Consider the following 24,030-nt stretch of genomic DNA (forward strand, 5'->3'; position numbering starts at 1 on the left):
CCCTCCCGTCATTCCCGCGTAGGCGGGAAGCCAGATGGGACGATCTGCGGGCAAACCGTTAGTTTATGTGCTTGGTTAGCACTTGACTGGATCCCCGCCTGCGTGGGGATGACGTATGAGCGTGGGGCAGGGGCTTCGCCCTAACTATGGTTCCAATCATCCGGATCATCGGAATTGTTGGGCGACAGGCCGATGATATCGCCATCGGTGGAGCAGCCGAGGCCGAGTACGGTGCGGTTGGCATAGCCGAAATAGGCGGTGACTTGGTTGATCTCTAATATTTCACCATCATCATAGCCTGCATCACGCAAGGCGGCGACATCGGCTTCCACCATTTCGCCGGGCTGATTGTTGAGCTTTTGGGCGTAGGCGAGGGCGGCCAATTCTTGATGTGAAAGCGGGGCGCTTGAGATGTCATGGCGCTCGATGGCGGCTTTGATCGCGTCTGCGCGGTCGTCATGATTGAGATTTCGCTTCATGCCGACGAAATGATGCTCGAAGCAGTAATTACACTTATTCAAATAGCTGACATAGGTGCCGATACATTCCAAAAACCATTTTGGAATGGTGTTGTTGGCGTGGTGGAGCACATATTTATAGATCGCCATATGCCCTTCCATGGAATGGGGGCGCAAAGAGTGCATCATCATGATATTATCGACATTATTGTCGGGCCCGGTCACACGTTGATAAAGCTGCTTTAACCGACCGGTTGCCTGATCGAATGGAATTGTCTTGATCCACGCCATAAATCTATCCCCCCAATGGTATTTCTATCGTTTGGCTATATTGTCGGACAATAATGTAGATTTTTACGCATTTATACTGAAAAATTCACTGAAAACTGGTAGAATTGCATTGCAATTTGGTTGCAAAGAGAACTCTTTCTTTTTAGCGTGCGCGCTAGGGCGAAATTTTTTGGGGGTAACTGGTGTCAGAATCCAGCGTAGAATCTGTTGTGCAGATGATCACTGATGCGGTGCGGACCGGGCGTTTGGCGCCGGGGATGCGGTTGGTCGAGGCTGAGTTTACTCAAAATCTGGGTGTGAGTCGCAGTACGGTGCGTGAAGGCTTTCAGCGTTTGATTGCTGCGGGGTTGCTGATTTCAGAGCGCCATCGTGGCGTGAGCGTGCGGCAATTTTCGCGTAAACAGGTTCAGGACCTATATGTTTTGCGCGGCACGTTGGAGGCATTGGGGGTTGAATTGGCCACGCCATTTGTGCAGGCGTCGCCGGATCATGTGCTTGATTTGCAGCGCCAAATGGATGCGGCGGAAGAGGCGCGTGACCTGACGGCATTTTCCCAACTCAATACTGAATTTCACCATTATTTGGCAGAGCTGGCTGATAATGAATATCTGCAAAGTGTGATTTTGCAGTTTGAAACGTCAATCTACTGGCTGCAATTTCGCGTGTTGGTGGACCAACAATCTGTGTTTCGCACCAACCAAGATCACCGCGTTATTGTGGAGCATATGGTGGCGGGGCGCAGCATTGAAGCGGCAGCCGCCATGCGCCAGCACATTCTGAATGCGGGCGACATGGTGCAAGCCTTGCCCAGCAGTCATTTCAAGCTAGAGCCCGCGTCCCAAGCCTAATATCGATTTTGAGTGGTGGCGTTCGGTCTCTGCTTGACAGAAATGTGGTTTTTGATATTGTCAGACAATAATAGTAGACAATAACTGGGGGATGGGATGGTTGACCAGCAATTCGGGCAGGATTTTGAGCCGATTGACTTACCTGACTACAAAGAGATGCCGGTGGCGGAAATGCGCGAAGCGGCAAAGGCTTTTTATGAGGACATTAAGCAGCGGCACACGGTGCGGGAATTTTCTGACCGACCTGTGCCGCGCGACATCATTGAAACGTGCTTGAAGGCTGCGGGCACGGCGCCGAATGGCGCCAACCATCAGCCGTGGCACTTTGCGGTGATTGGTGATGCTGACATGAAAAAGCGCATCCGCGAAGAGGCTGAGATTGAAGAAACAACCTTTTATGCCGGACGCGCGGGCGAAGAATGGCTGAAAGCGCTAAAGCCTATCGGTACGGATCGGTCCAAGCCGTTTTTGGAAAAGGCACCTTGGCTGATCGCTATCTTTGGCGAGCGGCGCAGCTATGGCGCAGATGGCAAGAAATATAAGAATTATTATGTGCCCGAATCTGTGTCCATCGCCACGGGCTTTTTGCTTGTCGCTTTGCACAAAGCTGGCTTGGCCACGTTGACCCACACGCCCAACCCGATGAGCTTTTTGAATGAGATTTGCGATCGGCCGACATCGGACAAGCCGTATATCTTGTTGGTGGTGGGGTATCCGGACGAAAACGCCAAGATCCCGCGTCATGCGACGGAGAAAAAGCCCTTAGAAGAGATCGCGACCTTTTATGAATAAAGGTTTGGCCTGATCAGCCATTGAGCTTCGGCTCTAAGCGAAGAAAGGTCAGCTCTGGACAGCTGACCTTTTTCATTTACAGGTCGGAAAAATTCTCGACCATAAAGTCGATGAACACACGTGTTTTCAGCGGCAATCGACGACGGTGGGGATAGAGCACATAAAGCGGTGTTGTATCGATCACTTCATCTTCCAGCATTGGCACGAGGCTGCCCCGCTCCAACGCCGGGTTGAGGATAAAGGTGGGCAGATAACAATAGCCAACACTTGCTTCGGCCAAGGTGACAATGGTGTCGCCATTGTTGGTGCTGGTGCGGATGGTATCCGGCGCGACGCGGAAATTTTGCCAGTTTGGCGAATTTTGGCGCAAGGAATAGGTGATCGATGGCCAGTTTTTCAGTTCGCTCACATCCTTTGGCTTGCCGCCCATCTTCTTTATCAGCTCCGGGGAGGCGGCCAGCTTATGGTGTGTTTCGGCAAATTTGCGCACGATCAGCGAGTCCGATCCCGTTGCGCCAATGCGGATGGCCATATCCATGCCTTCCTCAATGATGTCGACATAACGGTCAGACATGTGCAAATCGACCTGCACCTTATTGTGGCGCTCGAGAAATTTAGGCAGAAGCGGGGCGACATATTGTGACCCGAAAGTTACCGGCACCGCGATGCGTAGGCGGCCTTGTGGTTCCAGGCTTTTTTCGGCAAAGCGACTCTCAATTTCGGCGTTTTGTTCCAAAATATTGCGGCAATGCTCAAGATATTCGCTGCCCGCTTCGGTGAGTGAAACGCGCCGTGTGGTGCGATTCAGCAGCCGAACATCCAGCCGTTCTTCCAAAAGGCTTAGGGTGCGCGATACGATGGCTTTTGAACATCCAAGCCGTTCTGAGGCGGCCGTGATCCCGTGGTTTTCGGCAACAGCGACAAATGTCTGCATTGCGTTGAGCATGTCCATTATATTACCCCTTCAAACAAAAGGTCAGGATTAATTATTATTCAGCTAATCTTCGCGAACAATGTCAATTGGACGATTTGCTATATTGCTCTTTAATCTAATGCGTAAAATTAGCTTATCTGTTCACATATACGGAACAATAGAACGGTCGGATCAGTTCCATAAAAAAACCGCTCAGGAATTTCCCGAGCGGTTTCCAATGCTTTATTTTTGATTGGTCAGGCTAGACCAAAAAGCTGTCCGCGCTGACGAAATCATAGCCCAAATCGCGGGCCACTGGCGCGCAGGTGACTTTGCCATCGCAAACGTTCAAGCCGTTTTTCAAATGCGCGTCGTCTTTCAACGCTTGCTTCCAGCCTTTGTTGGCGATTTGCACCGCGTGGTGCAATGTGGCGTTGTTCAACGCGTAGGTTGATGTGCGGGCAACCGCGCCGGGCATGTTGGCCACGCAATAGTGCACCACATCGTCGATGATGTAGGTTGGGTCAGCGTGGGTGGTGGCTTTTGATGTTTCAAAGCAGCCGCCTTGGTCAATCGCCACATCCACCAACACAGCACCTTGCTGCATGGTTTTCAGCATTTCGCGGGTCACCAATTTTGGTGCAGCCGCACCGGGGACCAACACAGCGCCGACCACCAGATCAGCCTCTGCCACCAGTTCTTCCAAAACTGCTTTGGTGGAATAGACCACTTTCGCACTGGCTTCGAAATGGTTGGACAAGCGCTCGAGTTGCGCTGGGTTGCGATCCAGAATGGTCACGTCAGCGTGCATGCCAACAGCCATTTGCGCAGCGTTAAAGCCAACAACGCCACCGCCAACAACAACGACTTTAGCCGGGTGTACGCCAGGTACGCCGCCCATCAAAACGCCGCGACCGCCATGTGCTTTTTCCAAAGCGGCAGCGCCGGCTTGAATGGACATGCGACCAGCCACTTGGCTCATTGGCTTGAGGAGGGGCAAGCCGCCAGCGCTGTCAGTTACGGTTTCATAGGCGATGCACACGGCGCCACTCTCTACCAAGTCTTTTGTTTGCTCGGGATCGGGTGCCAAGTGCAAATAGGTGTAAAGGATTTGGCCGGGCTTGAGCATGGCGCGCTCATTGGCTTGTGGTTCTTTGACCTTTACGATCATATCGGCAATGTCGAAAACTTCTTTTGCCGTGCTCAAAATTGTCGCGCCAGTTTGGGCATAAACTTCATCAGCTGCGCCGATGCCGTCGCCTGCGTTGGTTTGGACATAAAGCTCATGGCCGTTTGCGATCAACTCAGCCACGCTCTCTGGCGTCAAACCAACGCGATATTCATGGTTTTTGATTTCCTTGGGTACACCGATTTTCATTGGAAACTCCTCCGCATTTGAATTTGAGGACAAGTATAGGTCAACTTCAACCGGAAAAAATTGCAATTTTGTGTACGTACAACTACAATGCCTGTAAAATTTCTCGTCTTTATGGAGTAAATCGGCATTTTTTCCCTTGATCAGCTAGATAAGCGAATAATTCGGTCTTTGCAGGCAGATTGCCGAATTTCAATGCAGGAACTTGGTGAGCAGGTCGGGTTATCAACCTCTGCATGCCACCGACGTGTGAAACTTTTGGAAGAGCGAAAGCTCATCTCCGGGTATCATGCCCACCTTGATCCCGATATTTTGGGTTTTGGTATGTTGTTCTATGTGGAGGTGAGTTTAACCGACCAGAGCGAGGCGACTTTGGTTGAGTTTGAGGATGCGGTGCGCTCGGCACCGGAGATTCTTGAAGCATCGTTGGTGGCGGGGGCGTCCGACTATTTGTTGCGGCTCGTGTGTGAAGATGCGGATCACTTTGAACGCCTGCACCGTACGCGCCTGTCGCGTTTGCCTCACGTGGCGCGCATTCAGTCCAACCTGGCCATTCGGGTGGTGAAACCCATGACTGGTTTGCCGGTTTAGCGCCTCGTCAGTGCGCGGGGGCGCGTGCGCCCCTCACGCCGTATTGTTGCTATCGGCCAGCCACGCGGCCTTCGGGGCGATATTTATCCATCACCTGATCGAGCATATTGTTGGTGATGTCGGCATTGGCCTCTTGCAAGCAAGGGAGTAGGATCGCCTTGTTGGCTTTTTCCCGTGCACCCGTTGGATTTGTGCCTTTAGGGGCGGGGTTCACATCATTAAAGCAGGCGACGAATTGGTCGGCAGCGATGTTAAGGTCGGCGGCAATGGCCGCAACGGGGCGCTTTGGATCATTGTCCAACATGCCCGGGCCTGCGGCAATAGCAGGGGCAGTAAGGGCGGCGACACAGAAGGTTGTTGCGACGAGTTTTTTCACATTGATTGATTTTTGCATTTCAGATTTCCTTTTTTCGCCCCTTGGCAAAAACCTAGGGTGAACGCAGGTTGGACACAACTTAAGGATTGGTCATTTTGCGGTAAGGTTGCGGCAATGTTGGGCGCAATCTGCGTGAGGAAATCTTGGTTTGGCCATTGCTCTTAGCCCCGGTTTCGCTTAACAGAGGGGCAATATTAAAGCGGTTTTCGGAGTTACATTCTCATGGCGCGTCAATTTATCTATCACATGCATGGCATGTCCAAAACCTATGCCGGCGGCAAGAAGGTGTTGGATAACATTCATCTGAGCTTTTACCCGGACGCCAAAATTGGTGTTTTGGGCCCAAATGGTGCGGGTAAATCTACACTGTTGAAAATTATGGCTGGTATCGACACAGAGTTTCAGGGTGAAGCTTGGGTGGCCGATGGCGCTAAGGTTGGCTATTTGCCACAGGAGCCGCAGCTTGACCCATCTTTGGACGTGCGCGGCAATGTGATGCTCGGCGTTAAAGAGAAGCAAGACATCATCGAACGTTATAACGAATTGATGATGAACTATTCGGACGAGACAGCGGAAGAGGGCGCTCGCCTTCAAGATCAGATCGATGCGGAGAATCTGTGGGATTTGGATTCACAGGTTGAAATGGCGATGGAAGCCTTGCGCTGCCCGCCAGCTGATGCGGCCGTTGAAAACCTTTCCGGTGGTGAAAAGCGCCGTGTTGCTTTGTGTCAGCTCTTGCTTTCAGCGCCTGATTTGCTGCTGCTCGACGAACCGACCAACCATTTGGACGCGGAAACCACCGCCTGGCTGGAAAAGCATTTGCGTGAATTCCCTGGCGCCGTGTTGATCATTACCCACGATCGTTACTTCCTCGACAATGTCACGGGTTGGATTTTGGAATTGGACCGCGGTCGCGGCATTCCTTATGAGGGCAACTACACGGCCTATCTTGAGCAAAAGGCCAAACGCTACAAGCAGGAATCTGCCGAAGATGCTGCGCGGAAGCGGGTTTTGGAGCGCGAACAAGAATGGATGGCTGCGTCACCGAAGGCGCGTCAGGCGAAGTCGAAAGCGCGTATTAAAGCCTACGATGAGTTGGTTAAAGCCAACGAAGCGCGGACCCAGTCCAACAAAGCGCAAATCATTGTGCCGCCTGGCCCACGTTTGGGTGATTTGGTAATTGAAGTTGAAGGCTTGAAAAAAGGCTTTGAGGATCGCTTGTTGATTGACGATCTGAACTTCAAACTGCCTGCGGGTGGTATTGTGGGCGTGATCGGGCCGAACGGCGCGGGTAAATCAACCCTGTTTAACATGATCACCGGCCAAGAGCAGCCAGATGAAGGTAGCATCACCATTGGTGAAACGGTTAAGCTGGGCTATGTGGACCAGAGCCGGGATTCCTTGGACGCCAACAAAACGGTGTGGGAAGAAATCTCTGAAGGCAATGACATCATCACGCTGGGCAAGCGCGAGATGAACAGCCGGGCCTACACATCAGCCTTCAACTTCCGCGGCGGCGATCAGCAGCAAAAGGTTGGCAATTTGTCAGGCGGTCAACGCAACCGCGTTCACTTGGCCAAGATGTTGAAATCTGGCGCGAACGTGCTGCTGCTCGATGAGCCGACCAACGATTTGGATACGGAAACTTTGGCGGCGCTGGAAGAGGCGTTGGAAGAGTTTGCCGGTTGCGCCGTGATCATTTCTCACGATCGGATGTTCCTCGACCGCTTGGCAACGCACATGTTGGCGTTTGAAGGCGATAGCCATGTTGAATGGTTTGAAGGTAACTTTGCGGATTATGAAGAAGACAAAATCCGCCGTTTGGGCCCCGATGCGGCAAACCCGAAACGCGTGTCGTATAAACCGCTTACGCGATAAAACGGTTATTCTGATTCAATTAGACGCCCCGCTTTTGCGGGGCGTTTTTTTTTAAAACACCACCATGTTTTTAAAGTAGCTCGGCAAGTCTGCCGTGGCGATGTTGGTCAAATCCTTCGGCACATCATCGTGCAGCTTTTCTTCCAAATGCTTATTGAAGTGCTTGCGCATTTCGCCAAGGCTTTGGGGTGGCGCCGCGATGATCAAGCGATCAAATTTTTTCTCCTGCGCCGCTTTGTTCATATGCTCAGCGACTTCGCGGGAGAATTTTTGATGCTCCACATCATCAGGATCGGTTTGTTGTTCCATCGCACTGCGTCCCTCACCAGCAGAGGGGAACGTGCGGCCACGATCATTGGCGACAATGTCGCCTGTTTTTAGCGCTTCGCGCGCATGTTCGTGGTCGGAAAGTGGCGTCAGCCCTTTGTTGGGGCCCGTGTTTTCGTACACTTTCGCTTCGGTGCCGTTGGCAACGAGCAGCCATGTGATAATCGGTTTCATAGAATTGCCCTTTCCTTTTTGAGTTAAGGTGCACAAGATAAACGCACAGAGTCGGGATCGGGTTTCATTCACAATCGAGATTTACGGCTCGTGTGCTTGGGGATGTTCATCATGGCAGGATTTACGGTTGAAACCAATGGTGCAGCTCTGTTCGGCGTTGAACAGGGATATGGCGCACCGATCGTTTTTCTGCATGCCGGGGTGGCTGATCACCGTATGTGGCAACCACAATTGGATGCGCTGGGGCTCGAGCTGCAAGCTATTGCCTATGATCAGCGCGGTTATGGCCGCACCCAAAGTGCTGATGTTGCCTATTCTGACGTCGATGATTTGTTGGCCGTGCTGGATCATTTCAAGATTGGCCGTGCCATTTTGGTGGGGTGTTCGCTCGGCGGTGGTTTGGCGCTGGCCTTCGCTTTGACGCACCCGGATCGGGTGGCGGGGTTGATGCTGGTTGCAGCGTCTATTCCCGGTGCGCCCGCCGTTGAGCGTGATGAAGCTGAACTGCAGCTCGCGACGGAATATGAGGCCAAAAAGGATTTAAACGACCTTATTGCGCTCAACCAGTTTGAAGCACGTTTATGGCTGGATGGGGCGCATGGTGCCGAGGGGCGGGTGCAAGGGCAATTGCGTGAATTGTTTTTAGATATGAATGAGTTGCAGCACAATCATCCCCCATTGAATCATGGAGCACCACGGCCTGAATGCTATTCGCGTCTGGGGGAGCTGCGTGTGCCAGTCTTGAACGTGGCTGGGACGTTGGATTTGACCTATTTCGCGTGGTTGAATGACCAGATTTCAGATGCACATCCGCATATGCAAACCGAACTCATCGCTGATGCGGGGCACTTGCCGAATTTGGATCAACCCGAAGTTTTCAATGCGGTGCTGAGTGAATTTCTGGCCGGGGTGTGAGCCACCGATCGTTTCTATTGATGGGGACTATTTAACAGTTTGATTGGTCAAACCAGTGAAAAAAGTGTAATCGGACCGCACACCCTTTGAAAGGCTCATTGATGACCACTGATGAAACAGCACGCCAGACGCAACTGGGCGCCATGGCGGCGATTTCTGCTTACACCTCTTGGGGCGTTTTCCCGCTCTTTTTTCGACTGTTGGGCGACGTAAGTCCCTATATTGTCGTGGCACACCGGGTCTTGTGGTCCGCCCTTGTGGTGGCGTTGTTTTTGTATGCCGTGAAGCGGTTGGGTGAAATCACGGCTGTTTTCAAATCAAGAAAATCGGTGCTCTTGCTGATTGCATCGACCATCGCGATTTCAATCAATTGGGCCATTTTTGTGGGCGCGGCGGGCACCGAGAATGTGCTTTCAGTCAGCTTTGGTTATTTCATGACGCCACTGGTGAATGTGGCATTGGGCATGATTTTGCTGGGCGAGCGTCAAAATAAATTTCAAACCGCTGCCATTGGGCTGGCGGTGATCGCGGTGGTTGTACAGGCCATTGGGTTGGGCGGTATTCCCTGGATTTCCCTAGCGCTGGCCAACAGTTTCGCCTTTTACGGCTATTTCCGCAAAACAGTGGATGTCGGCGCTGCGCCGGGTTTGTTGCTCGAAACCTTGCTGATCGCGCCATTTGCAGTGGTGCTGTTGATGGTGATGGGGCCGGCCTATCCCATGGCGACGCCAGAGGCGGGGTTGCTGATCTGGTTCCTGTTGTTCATGAGCGGGCCGTTGACCGCGGGGCCGTTGATCTTGTTCTCCTTTGGCGCAAAACGTTTGCGCATGACCACGATTGGCATTTTCCAATATATCGCGCCCTCCATGCACTTTGTGTTCGCCGTTTGGCTGTTGGGCGAGCCGCTAAATGCGGCGCGGATGTTTAGTTTTGTGTTGATTTGGATATCATTGGCCATCTTTACCTATGACTCATTTACTCGCCAGCGGCAGGCATCGCGGGCGCGCAAGAAAGTGCTTTTATGACCAAGCTGCCTGCCCAAAAATTTACCGCCGAAATCGCAGATTTGTTTTTGGCCGCCGGGGACGATTTTATTTCCGCGTCGGTGCCTGAACTCGAACTGAGTTTTGAAGGGATTGTGGGCGATCATCATGCCGGGTTGACGCGTAAGTCTGGCGGACGCGAGCCTTGGTATAAGCGCGGCACTGAAATGCGCAATGAGCGGCAGGTGTCGCTGTTGTCGGTGGAAGAAGTTGCCATCATTGCCGAGCGGTTGGATGTTGAGCAAATTGATGCCGGGCGTATTGGCGCGAATATGCTGGTGCAGGGATTGCCGCAATTCTCGCAAGTGCCGCCGCGTACGCAAATCTTTTTCCCGTCAGGCGCGGTGTTGCGGATTGACGGCTATAACGCGCCCTGCAAAATCGCGGGCGCCGCGTTACAGGCAGACTATGAGGCGCGCGAGGATATTGAACTCGGATTTGTAAAAGCGGCTGAAGAGTTGCGTGGATTGGTGGCTTGGGTGGAGCGGCCGGGCATTGTGCGCCAAGGCGATGAGATCAAGGTGCGGGTGTGGCCGCAACAGCTTTATAATCAACGCGTTTAGCAGGCATGGTTAGGCACGCGCTGGCCAATGCGCTGCCAAGCGTTGCGATTTGACGCAATTGTTGCTTTTGGGTTGAAGTGCGGCGCCACACCATCGAAATGGTGCGGTGTGCACCGGGCGACTGAAGCTCGTGCAACGCAATATTTTCACTGCGAATTTCGCGATTTAGGCAGAGGGCAGGCAAAAGCGTGACCCCGAAGCCCTTGGCGACCAGTTCAACAATAGTGGCCAATGATGTGGCGGCAAAGGGGTGGTTCTTGTCGTCGCGCTCGGTCGATAGGCTGCACGCTTCAATTGCCTGATCACGGAAACAGTGTCCCTCAGAGAGCAAGAGCAATTCTTCTTTTTGCATCGCATTCAGATCGATGGGGCTTTTGAGTTGTTTTTGGCGGGCGGCCGCCAGCACAAACGGATCGTCAAATAGTGCCTGGGCTTCAAATCGCTCAAGGGGTGGTTTGGTGCCAATAATGCCGAAATCCAGCTCCCCATTGGCCAGTTGATCCAAAAGCGGCTCGGTTTGCATTTCACCTAAATTGAACAATTGGGTGGGAAAGTTTTCCGCCAATGTCGTCAAGAAGTGGGGCAGGAAATAGGGTGCAATGGTTGGGATCAGTGCCCCGCGCAGCGGCGCGGACAAGCCAAAGCGGGCTTCATGGGCCGCTTCTTCAAGGCTATCCACCTGATCGATGATCCGCGCTGCCTCTTGCAAGAACACTTCGCCAAATCGCGTGGGAATGACATTTTTGCCCAGCCGTTCAAACAGCTTTTTGCCGCAATGATTTTCCAGCACCTGAATCTGTTGCGAAAGGGCAGGTTGCGTCACATGGCACTTTTCGGCTGCCGTGCCAAAGTGCCCATGTTTTTGCACGGCGAGTGCGTAACGCATCTGTTTTAATGTCATTGTTGCCATAAGAAAAACTTATCAGAATATAAAAATTAATCAATTTGAATTTATTCGGTAGGGTGCCTACCTTTTAATCAGACGAACAATTTTGGATGACGAAAGGGAGAAACATGAGCAAGAAAACATTGACCACCACAGCTGGTGCGCCGATTTCAGACAATCAGAATTCGATTACTGCTGGTGAACGCGGGCCGCTGCTGATTCAAGATTATCAGTTGATCGAAAAGTTGGCACATCAGAACCGGGAGCGTATTCCGGAGCGCGTTGTGCACGCCAAAGGCTGGGGTGCATTCGGCACATTGAAGATTACCGGCGATATTTCCAAATATACCTCGGCCAAAGTGTTGCAGCCGGGCACCGAGACGGAGATGCTGGCGCGGTTTTCCACAGTGGCTGGCGAATTGGGCGCAGCGGATGCTGAGCGCGATGTGCGTGGTTTTGCGCTGAAGTTTTATACTGAGGAAGGCAACTGGGATCTCGTGGGCAACAATACACCTGTGTTTTTCGTGCGTGATCCGTATAAATTCCCTGACTTTATTCACACTCAGAAGCGGCATCCCAAAACCAATTTGCGTTCGCCAACAGCGATGTGGGATTTTTGGTCCCTGTCGCCAGAGAGCTTGCATCAGGTAACGATTTTGATGTCTGACCGCGGGTTGCCGACGGCACCGATGCACATGAATGGCTATGGGTCGCACACCTATTCTCTATGGAATGAAAAAGGGGAGCGTGTGTGGGTGAAGTTCCACTTTAAGACCGAACAGGGCCACGCGCATTTCACCAATGAAGAAGCTGCGAAAGTGGTTGGCGACAGCCGTGAGACCTATCAGGAAGCCTTGTTTGGCAGCATTGAGGCCGGGCATTATCCGCGCTGGAAAGTGCAGGTTCAGATCATGACGGAAGAGCAGGCGGCAACGTTTGAGCACAACCCATTTGATTTGACCAAGGTGTGGCCACACGGCGATTTCCCACAAATTGATTTGGGCGTGATGGAGCTTAACCGCAACGCCGAAAACTATTTTGCTGAGATTGAGCAGGCAGCCTTCTCGCCTTCAAATGTGGTGCCAGGTATTGGCTTTTCTCCTGATAAGATGCTGCAAGCACGTATCTTTTCATATGCTGACGCCCACCGTTATCGTTTGGGCACGCATTATGAGGCCCTGCCAGTGAACCAGCCAAAAAATGGGGTGCATCACTATCACAAAGATGGCCAGATGAACTTTATGGGTCAAAAAACAGGCCATGTGGATGCTTATTATGAGCCGAATTCAATTGATGAAGCGGCGAAGGAAGCACCGGAATATAAGGAACCAGCACTGCCGATAAGCGGGGATGCGGACCGTTACAACCATCGGGACGGCAATGATGACTTTTCGCAGCCGCGCGCTCTGTTTGAATTGTTCGATGCGGGTGAAAAAGAGCGCCTCTACTCCAACATCGCAGATGCGATGGGCGGCGTGCCGCAGCATATTATTGATCGACAATTGGCCTTGTTTGATCAGGTGCACCCAGACTATGGCAATGGCGTGCGTAAAGCATTGAAGGGCTAGGTCGCCACGTAATAAATAACAAATTACTGAAACGCCGTCCCGCCTCGGGGCGGCGTTTCGTCGTTAATGAAAGGTGAATCTATTCGATCAAATTTGCTGCAAACTTTATCTGAAACGCCAGCATTTACTTTAATCCACCTAAGGTAGTGTGAGAGGAATGGCGCAAAGCGCTCAAGGAGGTAGCAATGGAACTTGATCATTCCAAGGGGACAGCGTTCGCGAATTTTAGAGCGCTGACAAGCGAAACCAATACGGCGGAATGCGAGCAACTCATCCGCAATATGGCCACTTTGTTTAGCAATGTGGTTGATCGCTGCGATGATGAACAAATCGCCCAATATGACGAAGTGCTTTGTCAATTGGCCGAAATGGTAGAAAAAGAAGCCCGCGCCGAGGTTGCGCAGATACTGGCGCCGCTTTCGCGAGCGCCGGGCACTGTCGTGATCAAGCTGGCGCACGATGAAGTTGAGGTGGCTACACCTTTGCTCGAGTTTTCTTCTGTCCTTTCTGACGATGATCTTATCGAAATCATTGAGTCGCAGACCGAGGGGCATCGCTTTGCAATTGCGGGGCGAGAAGCCGTTGCGGATCGCGTGAGTGGATCGATTTTCAACCATTCTGAAAAGACGACAATCGTTAAATTAATGGAAAATGAAAATGCAGAGATCGGCCCTATCGCTGGTCCCGCATTGATCCAGCGTGCCGCAAAAGACGATTCGATTGGCGAAAAACTGGCCTACCGCAAAGATGTGGACTGGCGTTCAATCTATGAAACGCTTGATAATGCGAGCAAACGGGTGTTTTCGACCTTGGCGCGCACGCATATGCAGGTGGACCGGGCAAATGTTGACGAAGCCAAAAAGGTGGTGGTCAACAAAATTAAAGAGCGCGTGGGCTTCAACGCAACCGAATGGACGATTGCTTGGGGACAGGTGCGGGCACTGCAGGATCGCCGCAAACTTGATATGGTGGCATTGGAGCGTTTTGGACGCTTTTCATATGGGCACCATTCAGCGGCAGCCATTGCATTGCTGTTGCGCATTCAGCCTGAAGTGATGGTCAAATGGTTTGCCAGCCAGGATGTTGGCGCGTTTACCGTTGCGGCGCGGGCGTTGAATATGACGCCAGCGAGCTTTGCGAAAGCGATTGAAGTTGTGCCTTGGCGTGAAAAACTGAGCCCAGAAGATCTGGAACTGGCCTCTAAGCGCTATGAATCACTTTCATTTCATGATGCACGCGAAATTTTCGAAATGTGGCGGGCGCATAGCTTTCGCCGCCCACAGCAAAATAGGCAAGTAGCCTAAAGCTGCGGTGCGATAGCAAAAGCATCTATTGGCTTAGTCAATTAGGCCTTGAGCCCAATCAATTACATTTTGGATGGTAGTTGTTTGGAGTGAGCAAATTCGCCATTGCCGATCAATGCGGCGTTCAATAACGCCAGCAGATTCCAATACACGTAGATGACGCGAGATCGCCGGAGCGGTAATGCTGTGTGGCGAAGAAATCGCGCCAACAGGCAATTCGCCTTTTTCTGCCAATTGTTCAACAATTGACAATCTAACTGGGTCCGCAAGTGCACTCAGAATCACACACATTTTGTCGCGATTTTTTGACGAGTTATTTGCCGTAGTGTGACGTTCGTTTGTCATCTTTTTAACGACTCTTATTTGTTTGTTGGTTTAATTGAAGAGAACCTTCACGTGGGGTAATAAAATTACCTCCCCCGCTTTAACCTATTTCATTGCCAAATTCTGTATTTAGGATATAAAGAAACCTTTATATCATATGAGGTAGTTGTGGCGAATCTGCGCGAAATGGTGGAAATCTTGAGGTCTGCGGGAGAGTTTACCCGTTTAAGGCTGCTTGCTCTTTTGTCAGAGGGTGAACTTTCGGTAAAGGATTTAACCGAGATTTTAGATCAAAGCCAGCCTCGGGTGTCTCGGCACCTCAGATTATTGACCGAATCGGGTTTGATCACGCGACATGCCGAAGGGGCGTGGGCGTTTTTTCGGCTGTCAGACGAGTTAGAGTCTTCAGCATTGGTGCAGCATATTCTTGGCCGCCTGGATCTTGAAGACGAGCTGTTGGTCACTGACCGGCAGCGCTTGGCGGCCGTGCGACGGGACCACCAGGCGCGGGCAACCACCTTTTTTGCCAAGGTCGCGAAGGACTGGGACCGATTGCGCACATTGCATGCGCCGGATGAAGCGGTGGAAGCCAGCATCCAGCAACTGCTTGCTGGTGCGCATTTTGATATGTTTCTGGATCTGGGCACGGGCACGGGCCGCATGTTGGAATTGTTGGCTGATCAGTTCACCAAAGGAATTGGGCTTGATGCCAGCCGCGAGATGATCTCGGTTGCCCGCACCAAGTTTGAAAAGTCCGGACAAAAGAATGTGCAGGTGCGGCTGGGGGACATTGGCGATCTTTCGGAATATCGCGACAGCGCCGATTTTGTGATGCTGCATCAGGTGCTGCACCATTTTGATGACCCCGGCCTTGCGCTGCAAAATGCGCGTCTATCGTTGAAGCCGGGCGGCGCGATCATGGTGGTGGATTTCATGCCGCACAAATTGGAGTTTCTGCGGGAAGAGCAGGCGCATCGTCGCCTTGGTCTTTCCCATGTTCAAATGCAGGCCTGGGCGCGTAGCGCGCGTTTGGAAGTGATGCAGTCGCGGGAGATACCTCATCCCGGACCCGACGATGGACTAACCGTGTGCATTTGGCACCTAACGGACAATAGCAAGAATTGATTTTATTATGAGCGATACACCTATTTTTTCGACCCCAGACCGTTTGTCTCGCCAATCCGAAGAGGAATTGGCCAAGCTGGACCTATCATTTGAATTTTTCCCACCGAAAACCGACAAGATGGAAGCGCGGTTTTGGGAAACCTTGGAGCGATTGGCGCCATTGTCGCCGCGTTTTGTTTCAGTGACCTACGGGGCAGGTGGCACCACCCGCGGACGGACCACAAAAATGGTCTCCCGGATTGAAAAAGAAACTGGCGTAAAGGCCGCCGCGCATTTGACGTGCGTGGATGCCACCAAGGACGAAGTAAATGAAGTTGTGCGCGGCTATAAAGAGGCTGGCATTTCCCGCATTGTTGCGCTGCGTGGTGATCCACCAGAGGGGGTTGGGCAGCCGTTTCAGCCGCACCCTCAAGGCTATCGCAATGCCGCTGATCTGGTGGCGGGCATCCGCACGATTGGCAATTTCGACATTTCGGTGGCGTGCTATCCAGAAAAGCACCCGCAAAGCCCTGATTGGTATGCGGAATTTGAGAATTTGAAGCGCAAGATTGATGCGGGTGCCAGCCGTGCCATCACCCAGATGTTCTTTGATAATGATCTTTATTTGCGGTTTGTCGATCGGGCGCGCAATGCGGGCATTGAAGCGCCGATTGTGGCGGGTATTCAGCCGATCCATAATTTTACGCAAATCTCCAATTTTGCCGGTCGGTGTGGTGCAACAATCCCCAATTGGATGGCGGAGCGATTTGAGGGATTGGAAGATGATCCAGAGACCCATGCACTTGTTGCGGCGGCCGTTGCGGCGGAGCAGGTGACTGAATTGGTGGACCGTGGGGTCACTGAATTCCACTTTTATACCATGAATCGGTCGCCTTTGGTTTACGCATTGGCGCGTCTATTGGGGCGCCGTCCGCAAATTTCAAGGGGCTAAAACCTCGTTTTAATGTCTGGAATCGGACATAATGTCGCCTATATCTGGCAACCAGTTGGCTGCGGGAGGGTAAAAATGTCTGTTTGGACAGTAATAGCGCATAAAATTGGGTCGTTTTCAGAGCGCACGGGGTTGGCGGGTTCGCTTGCCTCGTTGCTTGACCCTGAGACGTGGCTTTTGGGCGGCAAGGAAGCCGCCTTTACCCTTTCGTTGGTGGCTCTTTCGGCGAAAATGGCCGCAGCGGATGGCGTGGTCACGGCTGACGAAATCCGTGCCTTTCGCGAAAATGTCGAAATTCCCGCCGGGGCGGAAGAGCAAGTGGCACGGGTGTTTGATTTGGCGCAGCAAGATGTGGCCGGGTTCGAGACCTATGCCCGCCGGGTTGCGCGATTATTCCAAGATAGTCCGGAAACATTAGAACATGTGATGGATGGGCTATTTCATATTGCTGAAGCTGACGGGCTTATTCACGAAGACGAGTTGGCCTATCTCGAAACCGTCGGCGTCATATTCGGTTTGACCGAGGATGAGTTTGATCGGTTAAGCGCCCGGCATATGGTGGCGGGCGATAGCGACCCTTACTTTGTTTTGGGTGTGGATCGTGACATTGCTGATGATGAATTGCGTGCCGCTTATCGCAAATTGGTGTCGGAGCACCACCCGGATCGCCTGATGGCGAAGGGGGTGCCCGCCGAGTTGGTGCAACTAACGTCGAAAAAGATGGCGGCGATCAACCATGCATATGACCAGATTTTAGAAAGTCGTCAGGCCAATTCGCCAGAATCTGCATAATGCTTGACCCGGCGCACATGCGTCCCTATTGAAAGCGGGTCAGTTGGTCGGGCAGTCGCTCCTTTTTAGGAGAGGAAAGTCCGGACTCCATGGAGACACGGTGCCGGATAACGTCCGGCGAGGGCGACCTTAGGGAAAGTGCCACAGAAAGCAAACCGCCGCGTTTATCGCGGTAAGGGTGAAAGGGTGCGGTAAGAGCGCACCGCGAAGCTGGCAACAGGTTCGGCATGGTAAACCCCACCGGGAGCAAAACCAAATAGGGATGGCATAGTGCAGGCTTGCCTGTGCGGATCGGTTTCCAGATCAGTCATCCGGGTTGGTTGCAACAGCCACTTGGCAACAAGGGGCGCAGATGAATGGCTGCCACGCAGATTTTTCTGCCTTACAGAATCCGGCTTATAGACCAACTGACATTTTCCATACCAATTTCCAAATTCGGTGAAATTTGAAACCTAATCTTAAGGCTCAGTTAGCTATATTTTGCCGATAGGTCAAAAGCGCTTATTAGGTGCTGTGCCGCGTATTTGGTTCAACAGGAGTATCACAACTGATGGTTCAACATCAGGACGAGAATAATTTGTCGTCAGATCAATCGCATATTCCTGTTCTCATTCAAGAAGTTATTGAAGGTTTGGCGCCTGTTGCCGACAAGTGCATTGTTGATGGCACATTAGGCGCGGGTGGATATTCACGTTCGTTTTTGGATGCGGGTGCGCGGGTGATCGGGATTGATCGTGATCCGTCCGTGATGCCGTTTGTTGATCAGTTGAAAGCTGATTTTGGTGATCAATTCCAGTTTTTGGCCGGGCAATTTGGACAAATGCAGGCGCTGCTTGCAGACGCCGAGCTAACCGATATTGACGCGATTGTGCTTGATATTGGTGTGAGTTCGATGCAACTCGACCAAGGTGAACGCGGCTTTTCCTTTATGCGCGACGGGCCGCTGGATATGCGCATGGAGCAACGCGGCGCAACGGCCGCAGATATGGTCAATGGGTTGGAAGAGCGCGAGCTTTCCGATTTGATTTTCGGGTTTGGTGAAGAAAAACGGGCGCGGGCTGTGGCCAAAGCAATCGTTGCGGCGCGGGAAAATGGCCCGCTGACCACCACCAAAGAATTGGCTGATTTGATTGAAAAAACGCTGGGGCGTGGCAAGCCGGGCAAGGCGGCGCATCCTGCCACCAAGACGTTCCAGGCCCTGCGGATCGCCGTGAATGCCGAATATAATCAATTGGTGCATGGGCTCTTTGATGCGGAAGCATTGCTTCAACCCGGTGGAAAATTGGCTGTCGTAACCTTTCATTCGATGGAAGACCGCATTGTGAAGCGCTTTTTTAAGCCGCAGGTGCAGCAGTCTCGCCATATGCCAATGTCTGAGGCTGCGCCACAGACGTGGGATGATATTTCGAAGCCGGTACGGCCATCAAAAGAAGAGTTGAACCGCAATCCCCGCGCACGGTCGGCCACGTTGCGCTATGCAACGCGCAATGATGTGCCTGCGCGTCCATTCAATATTGATGGGCTTGGGGTGCCGGGAATGGCGAAAAAGCAAGAGATAGGGGCGAAAACGTGATGCGTTGGGTGAACCTTGGTTTGTTGCTGACGAGTTTTTGCGCGCTCATTTTGGTGTATGCGCAAAAATATCACGCAGAGGATTTGAGCGTGCAAGTGGCTGCGCTTGAAGATGACATTGCCGAGAAAACACAGGAATTGGGCACATTGAAAGCGGATTGGGCCTATTTGAACCAGCCCGGTCGCTTGCAGCCGATTGTGGAGCGCCACGCGGCGGTGCTTAATCTTGAGCCGATTAAAACTGAACAATATCAACGCATTGAAGATATCCCGATGCGACCAGCAGGCCCGGACCAAGATGGGTTGGAAGCGCTGCTGCTGTCACTTGAGGCGGGTGTTGATCCAAATGAGATGTCTGAATTGCCCAGCGTTGGTCCCACCCCACCGGAGCGTCGCCCATGAGTGATTTAGGGACAACACATAGCTCGACCATCACCCTTGAGGGCGCGCGTAAGGCACGTCGTCATATGACCCAGAGCCGCATTCGGCTCTCGCTGATTGTGGCGCTTTTGCTGTTTGGTGTGGTCGGTGCAAGGTTGATCAACATCGCCAACACCGAAGTGGCTGAGAATAATTCCGGCCACGAACGTCCCGCTTTGACAGCGACACGGCCAGAAATATTGGATCGTAGCGGGCGTCAATTGGCGGTAGACATTCAGGTGCCCAGCCTTTTTGCGGAGCCGCGCCGCATTGTGGATGTGGATGAGGCGGTAGATGCCTTAAGCGCTGAACTGCCGCAAATGGACAAGAAGCTGTTGCGCGAACGGCTGGATGGTGACGAAGGTTTTGTGTGGTTGCAGCGCGAACTGACGCCGCAGCAAAAAGCGCGCATCTTGCGATTGGGCATTCCCGGGGTTGATTTTGTGACCGAAAGCCGTCGCTTTTATCCCGGTGGCGCTGTGGCATCACATATTTTGGGTGCCGTTAACGTCGACAATGTCGGCATTGCTGGAATTGAGCGCTATTTGGATGGCCAAGACGTTGCCTTGCTTCAAGAGTTGGGGCTGGCGCGCAATCGGTCATTGCAGCCGGTCAATCTTTCGATTGATCTGCGGGTGCAGCACATTATGCACAATCAATTGATGGACGCGTTGGATCGTTACCAAGCCATTGCCGCTGCTGGCGTGATGATGGATGTGAACACGGGTGAGATCGTGGCGCTGGTCAGCTTGCCCGACTTTGATCCGAACGAGCCTGCCAGTGCGCTGGAAGAGGGGCGGTTGAACCGCATCACTGCCGGTAAATTCGAGCTGGGGTCAGTGTTCAAAACCATGACCATGGCGGCCACCTTGGACAGTGGCAAAGTGCAAATCACGGATAAATTTGATGCCACAAAGGCTGTTCGGTTCGGGCGCTTTTCGATTGGTGACTTCCACGGCAAAAACCGTGTGCTGAGTGTGCCGGAAGTCTATAAATACTCGTCCAACATTGGCACGATCAAAATGATGCAAATGATTGGCAAAGATGCATATCGGTCCTTTTTGGGTAAAATGGGCTTTGAGGGTGCGCCAACCATCGAACTGCCGGAGCGGACTTCTTCAAAAATTGCCGACAGTTTTGGCGAGGTGGAAGCCGCCACCGCGTCGTTCGGGCATGGCTTTTCTGTAACGCCGTTGCACCTTGCAACAGCCATCAGCGCCTTGGTCAATGGCGGCAATTATGTTGAGCCGACCTTGTTCCCGCGCGATGAAATTGCGGCGCTTTCCAGTGCAAAACAGGTCGTGAGTGAACGAACCAGTAACTATATTCGGTATTTGATGCGTCTAAATGCGTTAGAAGGCTCCGGCCGTAAAGCCTCTCCTGATGGTTATCGCGTAGGTGGTAAGACAGGAACGGCGGAAAAAGTGGTTGATGGCAAATATTCCAGCGATAAAAGCTTGGCTGTTTTTGCCTCAGCGTTTCCCATGGATGCGCCAAAATATGCAATGGTCATTCTGGTGGATGAGCCGAAACGAGAAAATGAACAAAGTGGTCGCACCGCCGCATGGAATGCGGGCGAGGTGACAGGTCGGATCATAGAAAAGGTTGCACCCATGTTGGGGGTTATGCCAAACCATGATCCGGAAATAGATGCTCAGCTTGTGCCTGTTGAGCTTCGCCAGTTGGGGGAAATATGAGTTTTTCCATTAAAAAGCTTTTGGTTGGTGCTGAGAGCGCTCAGGAGTTTATGGATCTTGATATTGAAGGGATTACTTCTGATTCCCGACATGTGACTAAAGGTGATGCCTTTTTTGCCCTGCCTGGTGAAAAAGTGCATGGCAATGAGTTTGTCAAAGATGTGGTGCGGCTTGGCGCAGTTGCCATCGTCACAGACCGGGGTTTGGACTATAATCCGGGCGTCCCGATTTATTTGGTCAACGATGTGCGCGCAGCTTTTGCGCGCGCTGCACGTCGGGTTAATGAACCGCAGCCGGCCTACCCCGTGGCCGTAACGGGCACCAATGGCAAAACGTCAGTGGTGTCGTTCCTGCGTCAAATCTGGATCGACAATCATTTGAATGCCGCTTCTGTTGGCACCTTGGGCATCGCCACCAAAGATAAACACATCGAAGGTGAGTTGACCACGCCCGGGCCGATGCAATTGCATCAGGAATTGAGAAAACTCAAAAACGAGGGTGTCGACCATATCGCGCTTGAAGCGTCTAGCCACGGGTTGGACCAGCGCCGTTTGGATGGCATGAAATTTCGTGTTGTTGGCTTCACCAATTTGTCTCGGGATCATTTGGATTATCACGAAACGATGGAAGCCTATCACGACGCAAAATTGCGTTTGTTCCGTGAGCTTTTGACCGAGGGTGGTACCTGCGTCATCAATATGGATGATGATGAGGCGATGCCGTTTATGATGGCCGGACTGGAGCGCGGCGGCACCGTGCTGACCGTTGGCGAAAATGGCGCTTATTTTGAAGTGTTCTCCGTTGAGCCGGAAGGTTATTCCCAACGGGTCAAGGGCCGCTTGGTGGGCGAAGATGTTGAGTTTTTGCTGCCGATGGCTGGCAAGTTTCAGGTCAGCAATGCGTTGGTTGCCTTCGCCATGGCCGTGGCCACAGGCGTAGATAAAGATGACGCGCTTGAATCATTGTCAAAGCTCGAAGGGGCCAAAGGGCGGTTAGAAAAAGTGGCTGAACACAAGGGTGGCGCGGCATATGTTGATTATTCGCATACGCCAGATGCCCTCAAAACCGCGTTGGAAAGCCTGCGGCCGTTTGTGACCGGCAAGCTGATTGCTGTGTTCGGTTGCGGTGGCGATCGCGACAAGGGCAAGCGTGGTCCGATGGGTAAAATCGCTGTCGAGTATGCGGACGTGGCCATTTTGACTGACGACAATCCGCGTACCGAAGACCCGCAAGCCATTCGCGATGAGGTGATGAAGGCCGCACCTGAATGTAAAGATGTGCCGGATCGCCGAAAAGCCATTGAAATGGGTTTGGAGATGATGGGCGAGGGCGATGTGCTTTTGGTGGCAGGTAAGGGCCATGAGGATTATCAAATCATTGGCACTGAGAAGCACGATTTTTCAGATCATGAAGTTATTTTGAAGGCTATTGGATAGACGTGGCAAGTTTGTGGACCATTGATGAGATTTGCCGGGCGACAGGGGCGCCCCTAGGCAATCTCGCACCGGACCGCGAAATCTTTGGCGTTTCCATAGATAGTCGAACGGTTGCCGCGCACGATTTGTTCGTGGCGATCAAAGGTGATCAATTTGATGGGCACGACTTTGTTGTGCAGGCGTTGGAAAAGGGCGCAGGGGCGGCGTTGGTCAACGCAAAGTTTGCGCAGGCGCATCCGGAGATTGAAGGCCTTCTTGTTGTTGATGACGCGCTACAGGGGCTGGAACAGCTAGGTATGGCTGCCCGCGCCCGCGTGTCGGGGCATGTGATTGCGATCACGGGCAGTGTGGGCAAAACGTCCACCAAAGAAGCCGTTCGGATTATGCTCGAGCAATTTGGCAAGACCCATTATTCGATCAAATCATTCAACAATCATTGGGGCGTGCCGCTGATGCTGGCGCGTATGCCGGCGGACACCGACTATGGCGTGTTTGAGCTGGGCATGAACCATGCGGACGAAATCCGCCATTTGGTTGCCATGGTGCGTCCGCATATGGCTGTGATCACCAAGATCGCGGCCGCACATTTGGAAAACTTCCCCGACCTTTACGGCATCGCTGATGCCAAGGCCGAGATTTTTGAAGGTTTGGAGCCGAACGGCCAAATCTTTTTGGGCGCTGATCATGATTATTTGCCCTATTTGCAAGGCCGCGCGGCGGGCTTGGGGCGTCACGAGGTAACAACTTACGGTTTTGCACCTGGGGCCGATTTGCGTTTGGGGGCGCCCAAGCTGGCCGATGGGCAAATCTCCTCGAAATTTTGTTTTCGCGGCAATGAAGGCACATTGCTGGTGCCGCAACTTGGCGCGCATGCGTTGCCCAATGCGGCTTGTGCTTATTTGATTGGTCGCGCGTTTGACTTGAATTCGGACAGCTTGATCGATGCGTTGCGCGCCTATGTGGCACCGCCGGGGCGGGGCGAAGTGCTTGAGATGGCCATCGACGACAGCACATTTGTGCTTGTTGACGAGAGTTACAATGCGAACCCCTCGTCAATGCAGGCCGCATTGGACACGTTGGCGCAAACAGCGCATCAGGGCCGCATTTGCGTGATCCTGGGGGATATGCTGGAGCTCGGCGAAAAATCCCCTGAGCTGCACCGCGCGTTGGCAACACCCATTCTAACGCTTGGGCCGGCACAATGTTTTTTGGTGGGGCCGATGATGGCGCATCTACGCGATGAATTGGACGCGCAGGTGCCTGTGGATTGGGCGGAAAACCGCGAAGGGCTTTTGTCAAAATTGGCAAATTGGCTTGCACCGGGCGACTTAGTTATGGTCAAAGGGTCGAACGGGATTGGACTGGGGGCGCTGGTTCAGGTGTGTCGCGAGAAGTGGCCGCCGGTTAAAGTTTAAGCGCAGTAGAAGGGTT

The 24,030-nt window shown here is 52.5% G+C and carries 24 protein-coding genes and 1 other RNA gene; 18 read left to right on the forward strand and 7 right to left on the reverse strand.

Annotated features, from left to right (window positions below; translation table 11 throughout):
* Positions 1-140: 140 nt before the first annotated feature.
* Positions 141-749: a carboxymuconolactone decarboxylase family protein gene (locus MXMO3_RS06930; protein ID WP_117395395.1), complete on the reverse strand. Its 609-nt coding sequence runs from the start codon at positions 747-749 to the stop codon at positions 141-143.
* Between the two features lie 182 nt (positions 750-931).
* Here MXMO3_RS06930 and MXMO3_RS06935 point away from each other — a divergent pair, with 182 nt between their 5' ends.
* Together MXMO3_RS06935 and MXMO3_RS06940 are read left to right on the forward strand one after the other, a co-directional pair.
* A complete protein-coding gene (locus tag MXMO3_RS06935) occupies positions 932-1,597 on the forward strand; it encodes a GntR family transcriptional regulator (RefSeq protein WP_245985816.1) in 666 nt (221 codons plus the stop codon).
* 96 nt (positions 1,598-1,693) lie between these two features.
* On the forward strand, positions 1,694-2,389 hold the full coding sequence (locus MXMO3_RS06940; protein ID WP_117395396.1) for a nitroreductase family protein: 696 nt from the start codon (positions 1,694-1,696) through the stop codon (positions 2,387-2,389).
* Between the two features lie 76 nt (positions 2,390-2,465).
* Here the strand turns inward: MXMO3_RS06940 and MXMO3_RS06945 are convergent, their stop codons facing one another.
* Both MXMO3_RS06945 and ald read right to left on the reverse strand, forming a co-directional pair.
* Complete coding sequence (locus MXMO3_RS06945; RefSeq protein WP_027834469.1) at positions 2,466-3,341, reverse strand: LysR family transcriptional regulator; 876 nt, start codon at positions 3,339-3,341, stop codon at positions 2,466-2,468.
* A 223-nt stretch (positions 3,342-3,564) separates the two neighbouring features.
* The gene (ald, locus tag MXMO3_RS06950) at positions 3,565-4,680 is read right to left on the reverse strand and encodes an alanine dehydrogenase (protein ID WP_027834468.1); all 1,116 of its coding nucleotides are present in this window, start codon (positions 4,678-4,680) and stop codon (positions 3,565-3,567) included.
* Between the two features lie 126 nt (positions 4,681-4,806).
* Between ald and MXMO3_RS06955 the strand changes: the two genes are divergently transcribed.
* Complete coding sequence (locus MXMO3_RS06955; RefSeq protein ID WP_027834467.1) at positions 4,807-5,268, forward strand: Lrp/AsnC family transcriptional regulator; 462 nt, start codon at positions 4,807-4,809, stop codon at positions 5,266-5,268.
* Between the two features lie 49 nt (positions 5,269-5,317).
* On the opposite strand, the gene MXMO3_RS06960 is transcribed toward MXMO3_RS06955, so the two are convergent.
* The gene (locus MXMO3_RS06960) at positions 5,318-5,662 is read right to left on the reverse strand and encodes a hypothetical protein (protein WP_117395397.1); all 345 of its coding nucleotides are present in this window, start codon (positions 5,660-5,662) and stop codon (positions 5,318-5,320) included.
* A gap of 204 nt (positions 5,663-5,866) precedes the next feature.
* Between MXMO3_RS06960 and ettA the strand changes: the two genes are divergently transcribed.
* Positions 5,867-7,522: an energy-dependent translational throttle protein EttA gene (gene ettA / locus MXMO3_RS06965; protein WP_027834465.1), complete on the forward strand. Its 1,656-nt coding sequence runs from the start codon at positions 5,867-5,869 to the stop codon at positions 7,520-7,522.
* Positions 7,523-7,573: 51 nt separating this feature from the next.
* Here the strand turns inward: ettA and MXMO3_RS06970 are convergent, their stop codons facing one another.
* Positions 7,574-8,023: a host attachment protein gene (locus MXMO3_RS06970; protein ID WP_117395398.1), complete on the reverse strand. Its 450-nt coding sequence runs from the start codon at positions 8,021-8,023 to the stop codon at positions 7,574-7,576.
* A gap of 111 nt (positions 8,024-8,134) precedes the next feature.
* Here MXMO3_RS06970 and MXMO3_RS06975 point away from each other — a divergent pair, with 111 nt between their 5' ends.
* The 3 genes from MXMO3_RS06975 (at position 8,135) to MXMO3_RS06985 (ending at position 10,544) form a co-directional block, all read left to right on the forward strand.
* Entirely contained in the window at positions 8,135-8,938 is an 804-nt protein-coding gene (locus MXMO3_RS06975) for an alpha/beta fold hydrolase (protein ID WP_162889166.1), read from the forward strand.
* Between the two features lie 101 nt (positions 8,939-9,039).
* Positions 9,040-9,963: an EamA family transporter RarD gene (gene rarD, locus MXMO3_RS06980; RefSeq protein ID WP_027834463.1), complete on the forward strand. Its 924-nt coding sequence runs from the start codon at positions 9,040-9,042 to the stop codon at positions 9,961-9,963.
* Positions 9,960-10,544 (forward strand): MOSC domain-containing protein, encoded by a 585-nt coding sequence (locus MXMO3_RS06985; protein WP_117395400.1) that lies wholly within the window; start codon positions 9,960-9,962, stop codon positions 10,542-10,544. The genes rarD and MXMO3_RS06985 overlap by 4 nt, the downstream gene beginning before the upstream one ends.
* On the opposite strand, the gene MXMO3_RS06990 is transcribed toward MXMO3_RS06985, so the two are convergent.
* Positions 10,498-11,430: a hydrogen peroxide-inducible genes activator gene (locus MXMO3_RS06990; RefSeq protein ID WP_162889167.1), complete on the reverse strand. Its 933-nt coding sequence runs from the start codon at positions 11,428-11,430 to the stop codon at positions 10,498-10,500. The genes MXMO3_RS06985 and MXMO3_RS06990 overlap by 47 nt on opposite strands.
* A 128-nt stretch (positions 11,431-11,558) precedes the next feature.
* Here MXMO3_RS06990 and MXMO3_RS06995 point away from each other — a divergent pair, with 128 nt between their 5' ends.
* Together MXMO3_RS06995 and MXMO3_RS07000 are read left to right on the forward strand one after the other, a co-directional pair.
* Positions 11,559-12,998, forward strand: a complete 1,440-nt coding sequence (locus MXMO3_RS06995; RefSeq protein ID WP_205468093.1) for a catalase — start codon at positions 11,559-11,561, stop codon at positions 12,996-12,998.
* Positions 12,999-13,183: 185 nt separating this feature from the next.
* Positions 13,184-14,302, forward strand: coding sequence for a DUF2336 domain-containing protein (locus tag MXMO3_RS07000; protein ID WP_027834460.1), 1,119 nt, complete (start codon positions 13,184-13,186; stop codon positions 14,300-14,302).
* 33 nt (positions 14,303-14,335) lie between these two features.
* Here the strand turns inward: MXMO3_RS07000 and MXMO3_RS19090 are convergent, their stop codons facing one another.
* Entirely contained in the window at positions 14,336-14,647 is a 312-nt protein-coding gene (locus MXMO3_RS19090; protein ID WP_051213520.1) for an ArsR/SmtB family transcription factor, read from the reverse strand.
* A gap of 147 nt (positions 14,648-14,794) precedes the next feature.
* Between MXMO3_RS19090 and MXMO3_RS07010 the strand changes: the two genes are divergently transcribed.
* The 9 genes from MXMO3_RS07010 to MXMO3_RS07050 all read left to right on the forward strand — a co-directional run bounded on the left by MXMO3_RS07010 (position 14,795) and on the right by MXMO3_RS07050 (position 24,014).
* Positions 14,795-15,751: an ArsR/SmtB family transcription factor gene (locus tag MXMO3_RS07010; RefSeq protein ID WP_117395403.1), complete on the forward strand. Its 957-nt coding sequence runs from the start codon at positions 14,795-14,797 to the stop codon at positions 15,749-15,751.
* A 7-nt stretch (positions 15,752-15,758) separates the two neighbouring features.
* A complete protein-coding gene (gene metF / locus MXMO3_RS07015) occupies positions 15,759-16,682 on the forward strand; it encodes a methylenetetrahydrofolate reductase [NAD(P)H] (protein ID WP_036221667.1) in 924 nt (307 codons plus the stop codon).
* A gap of 75 nt (positions 16,683-16,757) precedes the next feature.
* On the forward strand, positions 16,758-17,474 hold the full coding sequence (locus MXMO3_RS07020; RefSeq protein WP_027834458.1) for a J domain-containing protein: 717 nt from the start codon (positions 16,758-16,760) through the stop codon (positions 17,472-17,474).
* A gap of 39 nt (positions 17,475-17,513) precedes the next feature.
* Positions 17,514-17,889: RNase P RNA component class A (rnpB, locus tag MXMO3_RS07025), an RNA gene on the forward strand.
* Positions 17,890-18,024: 135 nt separating this feature from the next.
* Positions 18,025-19,047 carry a 16S rRNA (cytosine(1402)-N(4))-methyltransferase RsmH gene (gene rsmH, locus MXMO3_RS07030; protein ID WP_117395404.1) on the forward strand — a complete coding sequence of 341 codons (1,023 nt, stop codon included), beginning with the start codon at positions 18,025-18,027 and terminating at the stop codon, positions 19,045-19,047.
* Positions 19,047-19,448 (forward strand): cell division protein FtsL, encoded by a 402-nt coding sequence (gene ftsL, locus MXMO3_RS07035; protein ID WP_117395405.1) that lies wholly within the window; start codon positions 19,047-19,049, stop codon positions 19,446-19,448. Before rsmH ends, ftsL begins: the two co-directional genes overlap by 1 nt.
* Positions 19,445-21,163 carry a peptidoglycan D,D-transpeptidase FtsI family protein gene (locus tag MXMO3_RS07040; protein WP_027834456.1) on the forward strand — a complete coding sequence of 573 codons (1,719 nt, stop codon included), beginning with the start codon at positions 19,445-19,447 and terminating at the stop codon, positions 21,161-21,163. The genes ftsL and MXMO3_RS07040 overlap by 4 nt, the downstream gene beginning before the upstream one ends.
* Positions 21,160-22,599, forward strand: a complete 1,440-nt coding sequence (locus MXMO3_RS07045; RefSeq protein ID WP_084634070.1) for a UDP-N-acetylmuramoyl-L-alanyl-D-glutamate--2,6-diaminopimelate ligase — start codon at positions 21,160-21,162, stop codon at positions 22,597-22,599. The genes MXMO3_RS07040 and MXMO3_RS07045 overlap by 4 nt, the downstream gene beginning before the upstream one ends.
* A 2-nt stretch (positions 22,600-22,601) precedes the next feature.
* Positions 22,602-24,014 carry a UDP-N-acetylmuramoyl-tripeptide--D-alanyl-D-alanine ligase gene (locus MXMO3_RS07050; RefSeq protein WP_162889168.1) on the forward strand — a complete coding sequence of 471 codons (1,413 nt, stop codon included), beginning with the start codon at positions 22,602-22,604 and terminating at the stop codon, positions 24,012-24,014.
* Positions 24,015-24,030 lie beyond the last annotated feature (16 nt).

The sequence above is a fragment of the Maritalea myrionectae genome, from assembly GCF_003433515.1.
Classification (GTDB): domain Bacteria; phylum Pseudomonadota; class Alphaproteobacteria; order Rhizobiales; family Devosiaceae; genus Maritalea; species Maritalea myrionectae.